This is a genomic window from Undibacter mobilis (assembly GCF_003367195.1).
Classification (GTDB): domain Bacteria; phylum Pseudomonadota; class Alphaproteobacteria; order Rhizobiales; family Xanthobacteraceae; genus Pseudolabrys; species Pseudolabrys mobilis.
Genome location: NZ_QRGO01000003.1, coordinates 14,876 through 32,366 on the forward strand (window position 1 = coordinate 14,876; position 17,491 = coordinate 32,366).

Consider the following 17,491-nt stretch of genomic DNA (forward strand, 5'->3'; position numbering starts at 1 on the left):
CGTAGGCTGCGCCGGCGAGCGGACGAGGCGTTTCCTGGGCGCCCGGGAAACAGAAGTTAAATCATAGCCTTATGAGCGCAAAGATGAGCAGCAGTGAGCCGGCCGTCGCGGTCGTGGTTCCGGTCCGCAACGAGGCCGGCAACGTCGCGCCGCTGGTCGCCGAGATCGCCGCGGCGCTGGAAGGTCAGGCGCCGTTTGAGATCGTCTACGTCAATGATGGCTCGACAGACGGCACCGAGGCTGAATTGCAGCGGCTGATGGCGCTGCATCCGTACCTGCGCCGCGTCCGCCATCGCCAGTCCTGCGGCCAGTCGGCAGCGGTGCGCAGCGGGGTTTGGGCGGCGCGCGCGCCGGTCATCGTGACGATCGACGGCGACGGACAGAACGACCCGGCCTTCATTCCGGCTTTGCTCAAGGTGCTGCGCGATGGCGCTCCGAAAGTAGGTCTTGTGGCCGGACAGCGTCTCGGCCGTAAAGGCAAGTTCAAGAGCCTTCAATCGCGCATCGCGAATACCGTGCGCGGCGCGGTACTACGTGACGGCACGCGTGACACTGGCTGCGGCCTCAAGGCGTTCCGCCGCGATGTGTATATGCGTTTGCCATATTTCGACGCGCTGCATCGGTTCATGCCAGCGCTGATCAAGCGCGAAGGATTGGGCATCGGCTATGTCGACGTGGTCGACCGGCCGCGCGGTTCCGGCGTGTCGAATTACGGTCTGTGGGATCGGCTCTGGGTCGGCATTCTCGATCTGGCCGGGGTCTGGTGGTTGATCCGGCGTCGCAAACATATTCCGGACATCGTCGAAGATTGACGCGGGCTGTCGCGTGGCCGTCATGACGGCTTTACATCGGCGCCCGAGAGAAAGGGAAGTAATCCATGTTGATCGATATCACGAACGCGGTCGGCGGCTACCTGCATGACGTTTTCGTCGGCAACGCCGACTGGGGTGTCCTCATCGGCTACGTCGCGCAAATTCTTTTCGCCATGCGCTTCGTGGTGCAATGGATTGCGTCCGAACGTGCCGGCAGGAGTGTGGTGCCGACAGCGTTCTGGGTGTTCTCGATCGGCGGCGGTCTGATGCTGCTCGGCTATGCGCTGTACCGGAAGGACCCGGTTTTCATCATCGGGCAGGCGTTTGGTGTTTTCGTCTATATTCGCAACCTGCAATTCGTCATGCGGGGCCGCGGTGAGGGCGCCGCGGCCTGATACTTTCGGACGACAAGGGCCGGCACGGTTCATGCACCGTGACGACCGGAGACGGGCATTTTCGCTGCGGCTTTTTTGTCGCGGCCGCCGTTCTCCATCTGTAACGGTTTGAGAAAAAATGATGCATTCGCCTGCACCATTATGGGCAGGTCGGGTCCGCTTTGTGCAACGCGAGCGTGTTTAAACCCTTGACCTTGCGCCGCAATCGTTCTGTGATGGCCTTCAGGAGCAAAGCTTGGGGGGATGGCTTTGGGATGGCTGTGGCTATTTAAGCGCCATAACGTCCTCAATGAGGGGAACTAAGAGCCAGCCCCCGAGAGGCCCCAACGATTCAGAACAATTCAACACCTATTGCATGAGGCTGGATGATGAAACGAGTTCTCAGTGTTGTTGCTTTGACGGCGGTCATGTTCGCCGTTCAGAGCGCGTCGGCACAGACGCTGAAGCAGGTTAAGGACCGCGGCATTCTGAACTGCGGTGCGAACACGGGTCTTGCTGGTTTCGGCCTGCCGGATGCGCAGGGGAAGTGGACCGGCCTCGACGTAGACACCTGCCGTGCGGTCGCCGCCGCGGTGCTTGGCGACGCCAACAAGGTCAAGTTCGTTCCGCTGTCGGCGAAGGACCGTTTCACCGCTCTGCAGTCCGGTGAAGTCGATGTACTTGCCCGTAACACGACCTGGACCTCGTCGCGCGACACCCAGCTCGGCCTGAACTTCACTGGCGTCAACTACTACGACGGCCAGGGCTTCCTGGTTCGCAAGGCGCTCAAGGTGAACTCGGCGCTGGAACTCAACGAAGCGTCGGTTTGCGTTCAGCAGGGCACCACGACGGAGCTCAATCTGGCCGACTACTTCCGCGCCAACAACATGAAGGTCAAGACCGTGACCTTCGCCTCGTCGGACGAAGCCGTGAAGGCCTATGACTCCGGCCGCTGCGACGCATTCACGACCGACGCGTCGGGCCTCTATGCCGAACGTCTGCGTCTTGCCACGCCCGGCGATCACATCGTTCTGCCGGAGATCATCTCGAAGGAGCCGCTCGGCCCGGCCGTGCGTCACGGCGACGACCAGTGGTTCGACGTCGTGAAGTGGACGCTGTTCGCGATGATCAATGCCGAAGAACTCGGCATTACGTCGAAGAACACCGACGAGATGCTCAAGTCGACCAGCCCGGACGTCAGGCGGCTGCTCGGCAGCGAAGGCGCATTCGGCGAACAACTCGGTCTGGGCAAGGACTGGGCGCTGCAGATCGTCAAGCAGGTCGGCAACTACGGCGAAGTCTTCGATCGTAACGTCGGCGCCGGCTCGCCGCTCAAGATCGACCGCGGCCTTAACAAGCTGTGGTCCAAGGGTGGTCTGCAATACGCGCCGCCGGTGCGCTGAGCCGCTCGCACATGCGCGAGAGGGAATGAATACTGGATCGCCGCGGGCCGGGTCCCTGCGGCGATCCGGACATAAAAGCCAGCGTTTCGGCCAAGCGACAGTCTTTGAGGGAAGCTGTCGCGAGCGAACGGCGGAGGCGATGGCGGGTAAACGGGCGTTTCAAAAGCCCGGATGAGGGGTAGATGTCGACCGAATTAAAAGCGGGCTCTCCGCCCGCAAGCGTGCCTTTTTACAATGACCCGAAGGTACGGAGCATTGCCTATCAGATTGCTCTGTGTCTCGTCGTCGCCGGCCTGATTTACGGGGCCGCGTCGAACGCGATCGAAAATCTGCAACGCGCACGCATCGCGTCCGGTTTCGGCTTTTGGGACAACATTGCCGGCTTCGACATCAGCCAGACGCTGATTTCCTATTCCAACACATCGACCTATGGCCGCGCTTTCTGGGTTGGCCTGCTCAACACCTTGCTGGTCGCCGGCCTGGGCATCATCTTCGCGACCATTCTCGGTTTCATCATCGGCATCGCGCGGCTGTCGAAGAACTGGCTCGTCAACAAGGCGGCGACGTTCTACGTCGAGACCATCCGCAACCTGCCGCTGCTGCTGCAACTGCTGTTCTGGTACAATGCGGTGCTCAAGGCGCTGCCCGACCTGCGCGACAGCGTCAAAATTCCAGGCGGCATCTACCTCAACAACCGCGGCCTTTTCATGCCGGCGCCTTCGGCGCAGGCCGGCTTTGGTTTCGTCGAACTGACATTGCTGGTCGGCGTCATCGGCGCGATCGCCTACCGCTACTGGGCGCGCAAACGCCAGGAGCAGACTGGCCAGCAGGCGCCGGTGTTTCTCGTTTCGCTCGGGCTGATCGTCGGTCTGCCGCTGCTCGTGTTTCTGCTTGCCGGCATGCCGCTCAAGTTCGACTTCCCGGAAGCCGGTCGCTTCAACATCGCAGGCGGTCTTGAAGTGGTGCCCGAATTCGCGGCGCTGCTGTTCGGCCTGTCAATTTATACAGCGGCTTTCATAGCTGAGGTGGTCCGCGCCGGTATTCTCGCGGTGTCGCATGGCCAGACCGAGGCGTCCTATTCGCTCGGCATGAAGCCGGGGCCAACGCTGCGTCTCATCATTGTGCCGCAGGCCATGCGCGTGATTATTCCTCCGCTGACCAGCCAGTATCTCAACCTGACCAAGAATTCGTCGCTTGCGGTTGCCATCGGCTATCCCGACCTGGTGCAGGTGTTCACCGGAACCGTGCTGAACCAGACCGGCCAAGCGGTCGAGGTGGTCGCCATCACCATGGCGGTCTATCTCACCATCAGCCTCGTCACCTCGTTCCTGATGAACGTCTACAACAGCCGCGTGAAGCTGGTGGAAAGGTGAGGGGCGCGCCATGACAATGTCAGAAGGCGATCTCGCCGTTGCCCGGATCAACTTCGTCCGCCAGCAGACGCTGGAGCCGCAGCCGCCGCCGTCGTCGATGACCGGTCCGGTCGGATGGCTGCGCGAGAACCTTTTCTCGACGCCGTTCAATATCGTTCTGACGATACTGATCGCGCTGCTGTTCCTGTGGATCGTGCCGGATATGCTGCGTTATCTGATATTCGACGCCGTCTGGAGCGGCGCCGACCGCACTGTCTGTTTGATCACGCCCGAGCGTCCGGTCGTTGGGGCTTGTTGGCCCTTCGTATTCGAGCGCCTGCCGTATTTCATCTATGGTTCTTATCCGATCCCTGAGCGCTGGCGCGTTGACGTCTTCTTCGTGATGCTGGCGGTGGCGATCGTCTGGCTGTTGTGGCTCAATGCGCCGCGGCGCGACCTCGGCGTCATCTATGCCTTCGTCGTAACGCCGGTGTGCTCCTACATCCTGCTCAGCGGCTGGTCGCTGATCGGCCTGCCTAAGGTCGATACCGTGTTGTGGGGCGGTGTGCTCGTCACCATCGTGGTGTCCGCCGTTGGCATTGTAATTTCGTTGCCGCTCGGCATTCTGCTGGCGCTCGGCCGACGCTCGGCGATGCCTGCCGTCAAATTGTTTTCGGTGATTTTCATCGAGTTCGTGCGCGGCGTGCCGCTCGTCACCGTTCTGTTCATGGCGAGCGTGATGCTGCCGCTGTTCGTGCCGGAACATCTGTCGCCAGACAAGCTGCTGCGTGCGCTTATCGGCATTGCAATGTTCGCTTCCGCCTATATGGCGGAAGTGGTGCGGGCCGGTCTGGCCGCGATTCCGAAGGGGCAGTTCGAGGGCGCGCAAGCGGTGGGCCTCGGCTACTGGCAGATGATGCGACTGATCGTGCTGCCGCAGGCACTCAAGATCACCATTCCGAACATCGTGAACACCTATATCGGTCTGTTCAAGGACACGACCCTGGTGTTCATCGTCGGCATTTTCGATCTTCTGCGCACGATCGAAGTATCGCGCATCGACCCGAAATGGGCGGCGCCGAGCACGTCTGCGACCGGTTACGCCGTGGCGGCGTTTTTCTACCTGATCTGTTGCTATGGAATGTCGCGTTACGCGCAAGAGACCGAAAAGCGGCTGCGTAAAGCCGATCGCCGCTGAGAATGATGCCGCGAAGGGTCAACCTTGGCGGTTCGCTGAAACGACGAACTGGATTGTCATAGAGGTGCCGTGATGGCCGAAGCCGCTCTCAAGATCAAACCGAGCCGACTGACCAATAAAGTCGCGGTCGAAATTATCGGTATGAACAAATGGTATGGCGACTTCCATGTGTTGCGCGACATCAATCTGCGTGTCGATGGCGGGGAGCGCATCGTCATCTGCGGGCCGTCCGGCTCCGGCAAGTCGACCATGATCCGCTGTATCAACCGTCTGGAAGAACACCAGACGGGCCAGATCATCGTCGACGGCGTTGAGCTGACCCAGGACCTCAAGAAGATCGATGAGGTGCGGCGTGAAGTCGGTATGGTGTTCCAGCACTTCAATCTGTTTCCGCATCTGACCATTCTGGAGAACTGCACGCTGGCGCCGATTTGGGTGCGCAAAATGCCCAAGCGGGAGGCCGAGGAGGTCGCCATGCACTATCTCAAGCGCGTGAAGATCCCGGAGCAGGCTCACAAGTTTCCCGGTCAGCTCTCCGGCGGACAGCAGCAGCGTGTCGCCATTGCGCGCGCGCTTTGTATGAGTCCGAAGATCATGTTGTTCGACGAACCCACCTCGGCGCTCGATCCGGAAATGGTCAAGGAAGTGCTCGACACCATGGTTACGCTCGCCGAGGAAGGCATGACCATGTTGTGCGTGACCCACGAAATGGGCTTTGCCCGTCAGGTCGCCGACCGCGTCATTTTCATGGATGCCGGGCAGATCGTGGAGATGAACACGCCGAATGAGTTCTTCTCGAACCCGCAGCACGAGCGCACCAAGCTGTTCCTCAGCCAGATTTTGCACTGACCGAAGGGCAGGTCAGCGCCGTCGCCATCAGGCGGCGGCTGCCGGTTCGCCCTCGAACAGCCGCAGGACGTGCGCGCGCACGTCGTCTGGCCATGCTGCCATGTGTGTTTCCATGTCGGCAATCTTGTTCGCAAACAGCGCGCGCGATGCTTCCTCGAAGCCGGGCAGGTTGCCGGCCATCGCCGACATGAAGGCGTAAGTGCGCTCCTGAAGCTGGCGCAGCACGGCGCGGTCGTCACCCGTCGCCCGCGTTGCGCCCTCGACAAGCCGGCGCAGCGTGGCCGAGGCGCCGCCGGGTTGTGCCGCCAGCCATTCCCAATGACGTGGCAGCAACGTGACTTCACGGCTGACCACTCCGAGCTTCGGCCGTCCGGCGGCGCGGGCCGGTTCGGCGGCGTTCGCGAATTGCTTCTCGAGGCGTGCCGCGATGTCGCGATCCGAGCCGCGCAGATCGAAATCGATCTCGCGGCCCGAAAGGTCGTCGAAAATGAGGATGGGAGCGTCCGGACAAGCGCGAGCGCGCTGTTTTACCGCGACAGCCACCTCGACATAGGAACCGGAGGCCAGGCGATTGCCGCCCTCGAAAGCCGTGCAGCGGAACGTCGGGGCGGTGGGCTGAGCTATATTTGACATGCCGCCTATTTACCCGGATGAAATCAGGTTGTCAAATCACCCGGGTAAAAAGTGTACGGCAGAGGGGCTTGGCGTATCGACGCCAACGTCAGTCCTTCTCCACCGGCAAATCCGGCCGGCCGCCCCATTCGGACCATGAGCCGTCATAGACCGGCGGCAGCTTCTTGCCGATGGCGTCGAGGCCCAGCGCGAGGATAACGGCGGAGACGCCGGAGCCGCAGGTGGTGATGATCGGCTTGTCGATATCGACGCCGGCTTTCGCGAAGGCGGCCTTGATCTTGTCGGGCGCGACGAGGCGGCCGTCTTCGATCAGTTCGCTCGAGGGCACATTGAAGGCACCGGGCATGTGGCCGGGGCGCAGGCCGGGCCGCGGCTCCGGATCACGGCCGGCAAAACGGCCGGCCGGGCGAGCATCGACCACCTGGATGTCCTTGCCGTTCAGCGCCATCGATACGTCGTCGGTCATTGCGATGGCGCCGGTGGCCATCTCGGCGTTGAAGGTTTTGGGCGCGGGTTTGGTCTCGCCGCTTTCGACTTTACGGTTCTCGGCTTTCCAGGCGGGGAGGCCGCCGTCGAGGATGAAAACGTTCTTGGCGCCGAAGACGCGGAAACTCCACCACACGCGCGGCGCCGAGAACAGGCCGAGCCCGTCATAGACGACAATGGTGTCGGTGTCGGCGATACCAAGCTTGCCGACAGCTTCGGCGAACTGCGTCGGCCCCGGCATCATGTGCGGCAGGTCCGTGGAATCGTCGGCGATCGCGTTGATGTCGAAGAACACCGCGCCCGGGATATGGGCCTCAAGAAACTCGGCCTTGGCGTCACGCTTTTGTGTCGACAGGTAGTACGAGCCGTCGACGACGACGACATTGCTTTTGCCGAGTTCGCCGGCGAGCCATTCGGTCGATTTCAGCCACTTGCTGTGCGGTGTGTCGGCCATGGGGTCCCTTTGCCTGTCGGCGTTAATGCGCGGTGCGCTTCAATCGTTCCCATACAGCATCGCTCAGGCGAGCGCGATGCGCACGCGGCGATTCTGTTTGCCCTTCTTCTCGATGCCGGTGACGGAAACCGCCCCGATCTCACCCAGCCGGCGCACATGCGTGCCGCCGCAAGGCTGGAGGTCGAGGCTCTCGATTTCGATCAGCCGAACGCGGCCAGTGCCCATCGGCGGCTTGACCGACATCGACTTGATAAGACCAGGATTGGCTTCAAGCTCGGCATCACTGATCCATCGGCTCGACACGGCGGCGTCGGTGGCGATCATCGCGGCAATCTTTGCGGCGATGACGTCCTTGTCGAGGCCCGCTTCGGGAATGTCGAAATCGGCCCGGCCGTCGGCGTCGCCGACCGAAGCGCCGGTGATCGGATAGGGCAGAACCACCGACAGAAGATGCAATGCCGTATGAATTTTCATGCGGCCGTAACGTTTGTCCCAATCGATCGTAGCGCGCACCGCGTCACCGATATTGACCGCGGGCGCGCCGGCCGCCGGCATATGCGCGATCTCGGTTTTCAGCTTGTCGGTGTAGACCGTGTCGGCAACTGCGATGCGTGTGCCGTCTGCAGTCATGAGTGCGCCGGTGTCGCCCGGCTGGCCGCCTGAATTGGCATAAAACACCGTGCGGTCGAGCACGATGCCGCCTTGCTCGGTAATTGCAACGACCGTGGCCTCGCAATCCTTCAGATAGGAGTCCTCACGAAACAGACAGTCCGTCGGCATTGCGATCTCACACGAAAGGCGGCTTGATGTCGGTCCGGCGCGTCAGCCATTCCGGCACCGGCAACTTCTTCGAGCGCAGGAATTCCGGATTGAACAGCTTGGATTGATAGCGCGCGCCGCCGTCGCACAATACGGTGACAATGGTGTGCCCCGGGCCCAGGTCCTTGGCGAGGCGGATCGCGCCTGCGACATTGACGCCGGACGAACCTCCGACGCACAGGCCTTCATGTTCAAGCAGGTCGAACACGGCCGGGATCGCCTCATCATCGGGAATGAGATAGGCCTTGTCGACCTTCATCTGCTCGACGATCGCGGTGACGCGCGCGAGCCCAATGCCCTCGGTCACCGAGCCGCCCTCGGTGACGGTCGGCTTGCCGTCCTTGAAATAGTGATACATCGCCGCGCCACGCGGATCGGCAACGCCGATGGTCACGCCCGGCTTCTTCTCTTTTAGATAGGTCGAAACGCCGGCGAGCGTGCCGCCCGAGCCGACCGAGCAGATGAAGCCGTCGACCTTGCCAGCGGTGTCGTCCCAGATTTCCGGGCCGGTCGATACGTAATGCGCCTTGCTGTTGTCGAGGTTGTTCCACTGGTCGGCGAAGATGACGCCGTTCTTCTCGGTCTTCTTCAGTTCGTCGGCGAGGCGCCGGCCGACATGCTGATAATTGTTCGGGTTGGCAAAGGGCAGGGCCGGGACCTCGACCAGCTCGGCGCCGGCGAGCCGCAGCATGTCCTTCTTTTCCTGGCTCTGCGTTTCGGGGATGACGATGAGCGTGCGATAGCCGAGCGCGGCCGCGACCACGGCGAGGCCGATGCCGGTATTGCCTGCGGTCGATTCGACGACCAGCCCGCCGGGCCTGAGCTCTCCGCGCTTCTCCGCCTCAAGGATCATCTGCCGGCCGGCGCGATCCTTCACCGATCCACCCGGATTCATGAACTCGGCTTTACCAAGAATCTCACAGCCGGTCGCCTCCGAGGCGCGCCGCAGGCGGATGAGGGGGGTATGGCCGATGGCGTCGATGATGCCGTTACGAATTTGCATTCTTATTCCAAGGGTTGGCGGGAGCGGCGGTGAGCCTAGTGGAGGCCTTCCTTTGCGACAAGGCGGGCGCTCCGAAGAGAAGGATTTTGCCGTTTAGTGCTGGTTTTGAGGATGAACTGGCTCCGTCGTGCCCATCCGGCTATTTCGCAACGCAGCGGAAAGATGTTCGAAACCATGTTTGCGCTTCGCCACACATTTCAACCGGTGTTCACCAGTTTTTTTATGGGTGATCGATAATTGTCGGGTGGGGCTCGAACGCGACCGGCGAGCCTCGCCTGAGAATGGGCGCCGTTAGCGATGAACCTCGACGTCAATACCCTGTTTCTGGTGACGATCTACGTCGAAGCGATCCTCGGATTGCTTTTGCTCTTTGCGTGGGCCCAGAACATGGCTGTCCGGGCCGTGGCCTGGTGGGGTTTTGCCCATCTGCTCCGCGCGGCCTCCATCGTGCTGTTCGGCATGTACGGAACGGCGCCGGATATCATCACCATCGATCTCGCCAACGCCGTCTTGTTCACTGCTTTTGCTGTAACCTGGACCGGCGCGCGCGTGTTCGACGGCCGACCGGTCGAGCCGGTCTATCTCGTCACCGGCGCCGTGCTGTGGCTTCTGGTTTGCCGTTTGCCCGTGCTCAACGATGCCATCGAGGTGCGCGGCCTGATCGCGTCCGGCATCATCACCGGTTACACTTGGCTGACGGCGTACGAATTCTGGCGCGGCCGTAAGGAGCAACTCGTTTCGCGCTGGCCGGCGATCTTCATGCTGTTCGCGCATGGTGCGCTGTTCCTGCTGCGCACCCCGCTGGTCTCCATGTTGCCCTTCAGCATGACGGCCGACAAGATGTTCGGCAGCGTATGGCTGACCGTACTGAGTTTCGAGGCGTTGCTGTTCACAATCTCCATCGCCTTTATCCTGCTGGCGATGGCCAAAGAGCGCACCGAACTGCGCCACCGAACCGCGGCGATGGTCGATCCCTTGACCGGGATCGCCAATCGCCGCGCGTTTCTTCACGATGCTGCGGCGATGGCCAAGCACCATCTTGCCGATCCGCTGCCCACGGCCGTGATGTTGGTCGATCTCGATCACTTCAAGTCTATCAACGACCGCTTCGGCCATGCCGTCGGCGATCGCGTGCTCGAAGTGTTCACCGCCGCGGCGTCGGAAGCCATCCGGCCGAACGACCTTATCGGCCGCATCGGCGGCGAGGAATTCGCCGCGGTACTGCATGACATCAAATCGGTGGAGGCCGTCGCGGTGGCCGAGCGGATCCGCGAAACCTTCGCGCACGTCGCTCAAGTCGTCGATGGGCGACCGGTCAACGCCACTGTCAGCATCGGCCTTGTGCATTGCGACGGAGACGTGCTCGACATCGCCGAACTGCTGTCGCAGGCCGACCAGGCGCTCTATTTCGCCAAGGAAAATGGCCGCAATCGTGTCGAAGTCGCCTCGCTGGAGATGATCCTCAGGCGCAACGACGAGGCGCTGGCGCCGCTCACCGGCGCCGAGCCTGTTCAGGTCAGCGCCGCCTGAACTTCCGCGTTCATCGCCGCGTCCCGCACCACGCCCGGTTGGACCCGCGCTGCCCACCGTTGCAATTTGCCGCCTGCCGACGCATAGCCTTGTCCTTATAACTCGTCACGAGGGCAGGCACGTTCCATGAAGCGCAGCACCGATCGCATCCTCACCACCCATGTCGGCAGTCTGATCCGGCCGGCCGAGTTGCAGGAGTTTCTGCGCGCGGTGCAGGGCGGCAAGCCCTATGACGAGAAGGCCTACCAGACATGCCTGACCGACAGCGTCGCCGCGGTGGTCAGGCAGCAGGCCGATACGGGCATCGACGTGCCGAGCGATGGCGAGTTCGGCAAGTCGATTTCCTGGGCGCAGTATGCACTGACGCGGCTGTCCGGCTTCGAGCGCCGGCCGATCAAGGAAGACAAGGCCAATCCGTTCAAGCGCGGCGCCGATCGCACGCGCTTTGCCGACTTCTATGCCGAACTCGACGCCAAGGAAGCTGTCTCGACAACAACCGAAGCCATCTGCGTCGGGCCGATCGCCTATACGGGGCTCGGCGAATTGCAGCGCGACATCGAGAACTTCAAGGCCGCGCTCGGCAAGGTGAAAGTCTCGGAAGGCTTTCTGCCGGTGGCCGCGCCGGCCAGCGTTATTCCGGATCGCAAGAACGAATTCTACAAGACCGACGAGGAATTGCAGACGGCGATCGCGGGCGCCATGCGCACCGAATACAAGGCGATCATTGATGCCGGCCTCGTCGTGCAACTCGACGATGCGCGCTCTGCCGTCACTTATGACCGCATGGTGCCGCCGGGTTCCTTCGCCGACTACAAGAGCTGGCTGGAAAAGCAGATCGAGGTCATGAACGAGGCCACCAAGGGCTTGCCGCAGGAGCAGATCCGCTACCACGTCTGCTGGGGCTCGTGGCCGGGTCCGCATGTGTCCGACGTGCCGCTCAAGGATATCGTCGACGTGATCCTGAAGGCCAAAGTCGGTGCCTTCGTCATCGAGGGTGCCAATCCGCGTCACGAGCACGAATGGAAGGTGTGGAAGAACGCCAAGCTCGACGGCCGCGTGCTCATCCCCGGCGTCATCAGCCACGCCACCAATGTGGTCGAACACCCCGAACTGGTCGCGGAGCGCATCGTGCGCCTCGCCAACCTCGTCGGCCGCGAGAACGTTATCGGCGGCACCGACTGCGGCTTCGCGCAGGGCCCGTTCTACCGCCGGGTCCATCCGTCCGTGATGTGGGCCAAGCTGGAAGCGCTGGTCGCCGGCGCGCGGCTGGCGACGGCCGAGCTGTGGGGCAGGGCTGCGGCCTGAGCCGGGGCCGTTGCGCATTCGGAGTATGTAAAGGTCCCGGTTCTACAGCGCGACACTGGCGTGCCGCGCCGCGCCCGGGACAAAAAAGCTACCTTCTCGTCCTCGCGTCCGCTTCCTTCGCCAATGCGACGAGTTTGTCCGCCACCTTCACGGGATAATCATTGCCTGGCTGCAATTGCCTGAGCGGTTCGGGCAGGCGAGCGAGGTCGCGTGCGGCGCGCTCGCGGATTTGCGCCAGCGTTGGCGCCGGCTTGATCCGCTCGCCGCCGCGCATGACTTGCTCGATCAGCGGTTCGCCGGCCTGCGGATCGCCTTCGACCGACAGCGCGTCGCCGCTCATGCGGCCGTCGGCCCCGTAGGAGCGCCAGACCTGCTTACGGCCCGGCCAGGTCTGCTTGCCCTCCGATAACTTGCGCTTCGGCGTGCCTTTGTATTCCTGCAGCTTGTAGGCGCAATCGAGCGACGGCGCATCGATCGAGGCGTCGAGGTTGACGCCGATGCCGAAGCCGTCAATCGGCGCGCGTTCCGTCATCATCCCTTGCAGCACATCCTCATTGATGCCGCCGCTGACGAGAATGATGACGTCCTTGAGCCCGCCGGCGTTGAGAATGCCGCGCACCTTGCGGGCCGAGGCGATGAGATCGCCGGAGTCGATACGCACGCCGCGGATAACGATGCCATCGGCCTTCAGCCGTGCCGAAAGCTCCACGACTTTGCGCGCGCCGGCCTCAGTGTCGTAGGTGTCGATCAGGAAGATGACATCGTTCGGCCGCGCCCGCGCGAAGGTCTCGAACGCCGTCAGTTCGTCGTCATGCACCTGGATGTAGGAATGCGCCATGGTGCCCATCACCGGGATGCCATAACGCTGGCCGGCCACCACATTGGCGGCACCGGAAAAGCCGGCGATGTAACTGGCGCGCGCCGAATAGAGCCCGGCCTCGGCGCCGTGCGCCGTACGCAGCCCGAAATCGGAGAGAATCTTGCCCGGCGCCGCCAGCACCATGCGCGCCGCCTTGGAGGCGATCAGCGTCTGGAAATGCAGGATGTTGATGAGCCGCGATTCAACGAGCTGCGCCTGCGGCAAGGGCGCGGTGATGCGGATCAGCGGCTCATTGGGGAAGCACACCGAGCCTTCGGGAATAGCGTGGACGTCGCCGGTAAAGCGGAAGTCTTTCAGATAGGCGAGGAAGTTGTCACGGAAGCGCCCGGTGCTCTTGAGCCAGTCGATTTCCTCGGACGTGAAGCGCAGCGTTTCGATGTAATCGAGCGCGTCCTCAAGCCCCGCCGCGAGCAGAAAGCCGCGCCGCGCCGGCAGGCGCCGCACGAAGAATTCGAACACCGCTTCGCCGGTCTCACCCTTGTCCAGGTAGGCCTGGACCATGTTGAGTTCATAAAGGTCGGTGGTCAGCGCGCTGACTGGCGGCGTAGTGGGGGTGGGCATGTGCGTGGGAGCCAAATTTGTTGAACGGCGCTGGACGTATGCACGATAATTGCCGTTCGGGCGAGCATAGGGATCGCGGCGACAGATGATCGCCCACGGCAAAAATCAGCGGCCACACCTTGACGTGCCGCTTCATGACGAAATCGCAAGATATTGATTTTGTTTAGAAAATGGCTCCCGAGGCTGGGATCGAACCAGCGACCATTCGATTAACAGTCGAATGCTCTACCGCTGAGCTACTCGGGAACAGGGCGTTTCCGCCTGACAGGGTGGGGCTATAACAAAGCCGTCCTGATTTGCAAGCCGGAACAAGGGCCGGCTGTGAAGTTGGAGGCCTCGCCCGGAATCGAACCGGGGTGCAAGGATTTGCAGTCCTCTGCGTAACCACTCCGCCACGAGGCCATCCGGAGGCGCAGGCCGGTACGGCCGGCATCTCCGAAGGCCCGAGCCTATACAGGACGATAACGCGGTCGACAACGGCTGGATGACAGTCTTCGTCGGCTTGCCTTTTGATCTGCCGTGCCGCACAAAAGCCGCGCGTTTTGGCCCCTGCGCTGTCCCTTGCGCTTCGAAGGGCCGAGCATCGAGGTTTGCGATGACCGATTTTGCCAGTGCGCGCCGTCACATGGTTGATGGCCAGATTCGCCCTGCCGATGTCACCGATCTGCGCATCACCACGGCGATGCTCGAGGTGCCGCGTGAGGCCTTCGTGCCGGAGAAGGCGCTGGCTTATCTGGATCTCGATCTCAATCTCGGCGTGGCCAGGCGCTGCCTGATGAAGCCGATGGTGCTGGCCAAGCTCATCCAGGCCCTTGAGATCGAAGCGACCGACAAGGTTCTCATCGTTGGCGCCGCCACCGGCTATTCCGCTGCGATTCTGGCGCGCATGGCCGGCGAGGTGGTGGCGCTGGAGCAGGAAGAAGGGCTCGCGCGTAGCGCCTCGGCCGCGCTGACCGGCACCACCAATGTGAAAGTCGTCACCGGACCGCTGTCGTCAGGCTATGCCAGCGCGGCGCCTTACGATGCCATGCTGGTCGAAGGCGCTGTCGAAGAACTTCCCGACGCCCTGCGCGCGCAGCTCAAGGATGGCGGCCGACTCGTTTGCGTCATGGGAGCCGCGCCTGGCGGTTCCGCCATGGCGTTTCGCCGCAGCGGGGCGGAACTGGGAGGCCGGCGGATTTTCGACGCCAGTGCCGCCATGCTGCCTGGTTTTGCCAAGGCGGCCGAATTCGCCTTTTAATTCCAAGCCACTACAGAAGCGTGGCGAAAATGCCCCAACCCCCGGCATTCTGACAGGGTATCTCGGTCCGGGGGTTTTCACTGATTGCTGCAGTGCCTATTGTCTGCCGAACTGGCCTAAGGCACTGGGGACAAATCGTTTCAGGGCAGTCAAAGTGGCAGGCAAGGCGGCCTGAATCGGGCAAGAATTGCGCCCGCTGGCGGGACGCCCTCTGGTAGAATTTGGGTTCGGTAATGCGCGATCATTTTTTGGTTCGTTGGTCTGCCGGCTTGGCAGCGGGCGTGGCGCTGGCTGTATTGCCTGCGACGGGTCAGATGGCTTTTGCCGACACGCTCGAAGCAGCGTTGGCCCACACCTATGTCAATAACCCGACGCTGAACTCACAGCGCGCTTTGGTCCGTGCCACCGACGAAAACGTCCCGCAGGCGCTTTCCGGCTATCGTCCGCGCGTGTCGATCACCGCGACCGGCGGCGAGCAATCGTCCTCCTCGACGACCAAGGTGACGTCGACCAATCCGGCCACCTATTCGACGCTGAGCGGCTACAACTCGCCGGTCTCGGTGGGCGCCACGATCACGCAAACGCTGTTTAACGGCTTCCAGACCGCCAACCGCACGCGGCAGGCCGAAGCCCAGGTGCTGGCGGCGCGCGAGAGCCTGCGCTCGACCGAGCAGAGCACGCTGCTCAGCGGCGTCACCGCCTACATGAATTTGCTGCGCGACACCGCCATTCTCGACTTGCAGCGCCGCAACGTCGAAGTGCTGCAGGAGCAACTGCGGCAGACGCGCGACCGTTTCAATGTCGGCGAAGTCACGCGCACCGACGTCGCGCAATCGGAATCGAGTCTCGCCGCCGGCCGCTCGGCGGTGTTGACCGCTGAATCGAACTACAAGACCTCGGTTGCCGTCTATCGTCAGGTGATTGGCATCGACCCGGGCAAGCTGGCGGCGGCATCGCCGGTTGATCGCTATTCGCCGACGACCCTTGCCACCGCGATTTCGACCGGCAGCGCCGTTCATCCGTCGATCACGGCGGCGCAGTACAACATCGACACCGCGCTGCAGGCCGTGAAGGTTGCCGAAGGCGCGCTCTATCCGACCGTTTCGGTGCAGGGCAACTTCACAAAGAACTATCTGTCCAGCCAGTCGCTGACGACGATGGAAGCCTATAACGCCTCGGTGCTCGGCACGCTGAGCATCCCGGTCTACCAGGGCGGCTCGGAATACTCGCTCATCCGCCAGGCCAAGGAGACGCTGGGCCAGCGCCGCATCGACATGGACACCGCGCGTGAGCAGGTGCGCCAGAGTGTCGTGCAGTCCTGGGGCCAGCTCGAAGCGGCCAAGGGCAATATCGAAGCGACGACGGCGCAGGTTCAGTCGTCGGAAATCGCTCTCAACGGCGTGCGCGAGGAAGCACGCGTCGGCCAGCGCACCACGCTCGACGTCTTGAACGCTCAGCAGGCTCTGGTGAATGCGCGTGTGTCGCTCGTCTCGGCGCAGCGCGATCGTGTGGTCGCCTCGTACACCTTGCTTGCGGCGGTAGGGCGCTTGTCGGCCCAGGTGCTTGGCCTGCGGGCGCCAACCTATAATCCGAAGGTCCACTACGAGCAGGTTCGCGACAGTTGGGCCGGCGTGCGCACGCCCGACGGCCGCTAAGCCCTCTTCGTGGGAACAGTGCGGCCCACGAGCGGGGCCGTGTCCACAGATCATTGACCCACCGGTCTTTTCCGGCTGCCTCGTCAAGCCCCCGTGTCGTATAACTATGAAGTATGCCGATTCGCCGTCGCCATTGTGCAGGCGTCATTGGGTATCGGCAGCGTGTCGTCTGTGGGTGACGGCGTTCGGGGATAGCGAATGAATCAACCGGCCAAGGCCCAAGAGCCTTCAATGGAGGAAATCCTCGCCTCCATCCGGCGTATCATTGCCGATGAAGACACCGGCAAGGCCAAGCCGGCCGCCGCTGCGCCTGCGCCGCCCAAGCCGGCGCCGGTTCCGCCGCCGGTCGCCGCCAAGCCGGTCGCGCCGCCGCCAGCACCACCGCCGCCGCGACCGCCCGAGGCCGTCAACAAGCAGGCTGATATTGACGCCATGCTGGCGAGCGTGGACGTGGCGCCCGTCGCTGCTCCGCCGCCGCCGAAGCCGGTCGCGCCGCCGGCCAGCGATGTTCTCGATCTCACCGAAGCGATGACCGCGGCACCGCCGGCGCAGAGTTTCCGCACCATCGATGCTGCATCCGATGTGGTGTTTGCCGAAGGCACATCCGAGCCGCCGCCGGAACCGGTATTTTCACCGCCGCCGGCGTCGCCGCCTATGCTCGATCGCGGTCTGATGTCGAACGCGACGCGGTCGGCTGTCGATCACGCCTTCAGCTCGCTCGCCAACACCGTGCTCGGCAACAACGCGCGCACGCTCGAAGATCTGGTCAAGGAAATGTTGCGGCCCATGCTCAAGAGCTGGATCGACGACAACCTGCCGGGTCTCGTCGAGCGCATTGTGCGCGCCGAGATCGAGCGCGTCTCGCGTGGCGGTCGGTAGCCCGCTAGACGCCCGCCACAGCGCGGCGCGTCAAATGCCGCGCCATCCATGATCTCAA

The 17,491-nt window shown here is 62.7% G+C and carries 16 protein-coding genes and 2 tRNA genes; 11 read left to right on the forward strand and 7 right to left on the reverse strand.

Features of this window, described 5'->3' with window-relative positions; genetic code table 11:
- Positions 1–83: 83 nt before the first annotated feature.
- From DXH78_RS17530 to DXH78_RS17555, 6 genes are all read left to right on the forward strand, one after another.
- Positions 84–812 carry a glycosyltransferase family 2 protein gene (locus DXH78_RS17530; protein WP_115518915.1) on the forward strand — a complete coding sequence of 243 codons (729 nt, stop codon included), beginning with the start codon at positions 84–86 and terminating at the stop codon, positions 810–812.
- Positions 813–877: 65 nt separating this feature from the next.
- Positions 878–1,207 (forward strand): lipid-A-disaccharide synthase N-terminal domain-containing protein, encoded by a 330-nt coding sequence (locus tag DXH78_RS17535; protein ID WP_115518565.1) that lies wholly within the window; start codon positions 878–880, stop codon positions 1,205–1,207.
- 368 nt (positions 1,208–1,575) lie between these two features.
- Entirely contained in the window at positions 1,576–2,589 is a 1,014-nt protein-coding gene (locus DXH78_RS17540; RefSeq protein ID WP_115518916.1) for an amino acid ABC transporter substrate-binding protein, read from the forward strand.
- Positions 2,590–2,771: 182 nt separating this feature from the next.
- Positions 2,772–3,962, forward strand: coding sequence for an amino acid ABC transporter permease (locus DXH78_RS17545; protein WP_115518566.1), 1,191 nt, complete (start codon positions 2,772–2,774; stop codon positions 3,960–3,962).
- Between the two features lie 10 nt (positions 3,963–3,972).
- Positions 3,973–5,139 (forward strand): amino acid ABC transporter permease, encoded by a 1,167-nt coding sequence (locus tag DXH78_RS17550; RefSeq protein WP_430727505.1) that lies wholly within the window; start codon positions 3,973–3,975, stop codon positions 5,137–5,139.
- Positions 5,140–5,211: 72 nt separating this feature from the next.
- Entirely contained in the window at positions 5,212–5,988 is a 777-nt protein-coding gene (locus tag DXH78_RS17555; protein ID WP_115518567.1) for an amino acid ABC transporter ATP-binding protein, read from the forward strand.
- Positions 5,989–6,015: 27 nt separating this feature from the next.
- Here the strand turns inward: DXH78_RS17555 and DXH78_RS17560 are convergent, their stop codons facing one another.
- From DXH78_RS17560 to DXH78_RS17575, 4 genes are all read right to left on the reverse strand, one after another.
- Complete coding sequence (locus tag DXH78_RS17560) at positions 6,016–6,621, reverse strand: DUF2239 family protein (RefSeq protein ID WP_115518568.1); 606 nt, start codon at positions 6,619–6,621, stop codon at positions 6,016–6,018.
- A gap of 88 nt (positions 6,622–6,709) precedes the next feature.
- Positions 6,710–7,561, reverse strand: a complete 852-nt coding sequence (gene sseA / locus DXH78_RS17565; RefSeq protein WP_115518569.1) for a 3-mercaptopyruvate sulfurtransferase — start codon at positions 7,559–7,561, stop codon at positions 6,710–6,712.
- 63 nt (positions 7,562–7,624) lie between these two features.
- On the reverse strand, positions 7,625–8,341 hold the full coding sequence (locus tag DXH78_RS17570) for an alanyl-tRNA editing protein (RefSeq protein ID WP_115518570.1): 717 nt from the start codon (positions 8,339–8,341) through the stop codon (positions 7,625–7,627).
- A gap of 7 nt (positions 8,342–8,348) precedes the next feature.
- Positions 8,349–9,383 carry a cysteine synthase A gene (locus tag DXH78_RS17575; RefSeq protein WP_115518571.1) on the reverse strand — a complete coding sequence of 345 codons (1,035 nt, stop codon included), beginning with the start codon at positions 9,381–9,383 and terminating at the stop codon, positions 8,349–8,351.
- Positions 9,384–9,680: 297 nt separating this feature from the next.
- On the opposite strand from DXH78_RS17575, the gene DXH78_RS17580 reads away from it, so the two are divergent.
- Entirely contained in the window at positions 9,681–10,913 is a 1,233-nt protein-coding gene (locus DXH78_RS17580) for a GGDEF domain-containing protein (RefSeq protein ID WP_115518572.1), read from the forward strand.
- Between the two features lie 126 nt (positions 10,914–11,039).
- Positions 11,040–12,218 carry a cobalamin-independent methionine synthase II family protein gene (locus tag DXH78_RS17585; protein WP_115518573.1) on the forward strand — a complete coding sequence of 393 codons (1,179 nt, stop codon included), beginning with the start codon at positions 11,040–11,042 and terminating at the stop codon, positions 12,216–12,218.
- Between the two features lie 88 nt (positions 12,219–12,306).
- Here the strand turns inward: DXH78_RS17585 and DXH78_RS17590 are convergent, their stop codons facing one another.
- From DXH78_RS17590 to DXH78_RS17600, 3 genes are all read right to left on the reverse strand, one after another.
- Positions 12,307–13,659, reverse strand: coding sequence for a nicotinate phosphoribosyltransferase (locus tag DXH78_RS17590; protein WP_115518574.1), 1,353 nt, complete (start codon positions 13,657–13,659; stop codon positions 12,307–12,309).
- Positions 13,660–13,830: 171 nt separating this feature from the next.
- A tRNA-Asn gene (locus DXH78_RS17595) sits at positions 13,831–13,905 on the reverse strand.
- 82 nt (positions 13,906–13,987) lie between these two features.
- A tRNA-Cys gene (locus DXH78_RS17600) sits at positions 13,988–14,061 on the reverse strand.
- Between the two features lie 193 nt (positions 14,062–14,254).
- On the opposite strand from DXH78_RS17600, the gene DXH78_RS17605 reads away from it, so the two are divergent.
- The 3 genes from DXH78_RS17605 (at position 14,255) to DXH78_RS17615 (ending at position 17,433) form a co-directional block, all read left to right on the forward strand.
- Entirely contained in the window at positions 14,255–14,899 is a 645-nt protein-coding gene (locus tag DXH78_RS17605) for a protein-L-isoaspartate O-methyltransferase family protein (RefSeq protein WP_115518575.1), read from the forward strand.
- Positions 14,900–15,132: 233 nt separating this feature from the next.
- Positions 15,133–16,554, forward strand: coding sequence for a TolC family outer membrane protein (locus DXH78_RS17610; protein ID WP_115518576.1), 1,422 nt, complete (start codon positions 15,133–15,135; stop codon positions 16,552–16,554).
- A gap of 198 nt (positions 16,555–16,752) precedes the next feature.
- A complete protein-coding gene (locus DXH78_RS17615) occupies positions 16,753–17,433 on the forward strand; it encodes a PopZ family protein (protein WP_115518577.1) in 681 nt (226 codons plus the stop codon).
- Positions 17,434–17,491: the final 58 nt, after the last annotated feature.